This is a genomic window from Romboutsia sp. (genome assembly GCF_035470145.1).
GTDB lineage: Bacteria > Bacillota > Clostridia > Peptostreptococcales > Peptostreptococcaceae > Romboutsia_D.
Map to the genome: position 1 here is coordinate 1 of NZ_DATIRC010000431.1, position 1,628 is coordinate 1,628.

The window sequence follows — 1,628 nt, forward strand, 5'->3', positions numbered from 1 at the left end:
ACCTGTTAACATAGCTTGTCGGTTTTTATTTATATGATTAGATCCATATATACAAGATATAGTTGTTATACCAGATATCATTGTTGGTAAATATGCAGGTACAGCCGCTATAACTTTTTCGGTTTTAGTTAGATTCTCTCCGTACTTATCAAGCTTGTATTCGTTTCGTTTACGGATTAAAGAATCGGCTTTTTTGCTATCCTTAACGGCATTCATCGCGGTAGTGACAACACCAACCATACCAAGTGTAGTTAGTATCGTGGGAGCATTTTTACGAACGTATGACTCTATCGGATTTATATATTTCCTTATATTCATTTTGTATCCTCCAATTAAAGCTAAAAGCCCAAGTACGGACCTTTAGTCTTGATTATTATTCTAATTACTTAAATTTGAATAAAGATGATAATGATTTGCCTGCAGTTGTTGTGAACGTATAATCTCTTTCGAAATTACAAAGTGTTCTCGCAAACGTATTTTTTACCGCATAATCTATTGCCGGTACAACAATTATAGCTGCTAATACTTCAAATAATTTTAAACCTTTATCTCTATTCTGCTGCTTATCTTGATTAAGAATTTCCATTTTCTTAAGGTACTCGTCAACCGTGATCTTTCTATTTTGAACGTCTATATCTAATTTACGTATTTCCTCGTTTATTTTAATTTCTTCAGTTTTCAAATCTTGTTCCATTTGAGTTTTCCATTTCATATATTCTAATTCATTGAATTTAATTTCGTTTTCACTATCCAACTTATTATGTTGTAATTTTAATGTGTCGCTATTATAAGCTTGTTCATTAATATTTTTAGTTTCTACAATTTCTAACTCTTTAATTTTATTACTGTTTTCATTTGAAATTTTTTCACGTTGTAATTTTATATTTTCGTCACTAATTTCTTTATCATTTTTAACTTTATCCTCTTGAATTGTTAAATTCCCCATCGCAACTTGCGAATCATTTTGAGTTTTGTCTATCTCATTTGAAATTTTAATTGCTTTAATCGCTGCCTCAAAAGATTCGTTTGATAAGTTTTTACCTTCATCAATACATTCCTGTAACTTCATTTCAATTACCTGTTCTAATAACTGCGTGTTTGTGTTATTCATTTTTATTCTCTCCTCTTTTTTATCATTAGTTTAAATTTCTCATAATAGTACTTGTATATAAAGCGTATTTAAACTAAATAAATATTTACTTCTTTTTTATTAATACAATCATAAATCTTTTACGTCTAATCATATCGTATTCGTTTATATTTAATTTTAAATTATCACCATCGTCGTCGGTTCTAACTTCTAAAACACCATTATACCAGAACATAATCATCAGCATAAACGCAACACTTACCGATAGAATCGTAGTTATCGACATCAATATAATAGTACTCATAACATCACCCCCTTAATTACAAAAGTAAAAGGAAAAGTGTTTGTTATAACACTTAACCTCAAATACTTTAAATATTTAAATCCGGATCATTGTCATCTTCCGAAGCAAGTTGACTGTTAACTTCCGCTAATTCTTCAAGTAATCTTCTTTGTTTATCTTCCAAAGTTTCATTAGTTCCTTTCTTCCACATCTTTTTAACTTTATTTATTACTTTAGGTGCATATTTATAAGCTA

3 protein-coding genes are annotated in these 1,628 nt (G+C 29.1%); all 3 read right to left on the minus strand.

From position 1 onward, the window contains the following. A partial coding sequence (locus VLM92_RS16825; protein WP_325277476.1) for a DUF6353 family protein occupies nt 1–318 on the minus strand: 318 nt, incomplete at its 3' end. Nucleotides 319–382: 64 nt separating this feature from the next. Beyond that, nucleotides 383–1,111 (minus strand): hypothetical protein, encoded by a 729-nt coding sequence (locus VLM92_RS16830; protein WP_325277477.1) that lies wholly within the window; start codon nt 1,109–1,111, stop codon nt 383–385. An 85-nt stretch (nt 1,112–1,196) separates the two neighbouring features. Beyond that, nucleotides 1,197–1,376: a hypothetical protein gene (locus tag VLM92_RS16835; RefSeq protein ID WP_325277478.1), complete on the minus strand. Its 180-nt coding sequence runs from the start codon at nt 1,374–1,376 to the stop codon at nt 1,197–1,199. Nucleotides 1,377–1,628 lie beyond the last annotated feature (252 nt).

Bases quoted from the DNA above. Each gene is read 5' to 3' on its own strand.
- VLM92_RS16830 (WP_325277477.1), bottom strand. From the start codon at position 1,111: ATGAATAACACAAACACGCAGTTATTAGAACAGGTAATTGAAATGAAG.
- VLM92_RS16835 (WP_325277478.1), bottom strand. From the start codon at position 1,376: ATGTCGATAACTACGATTCTATCGGTAAGTGTTGCGTTTATGCTGATG.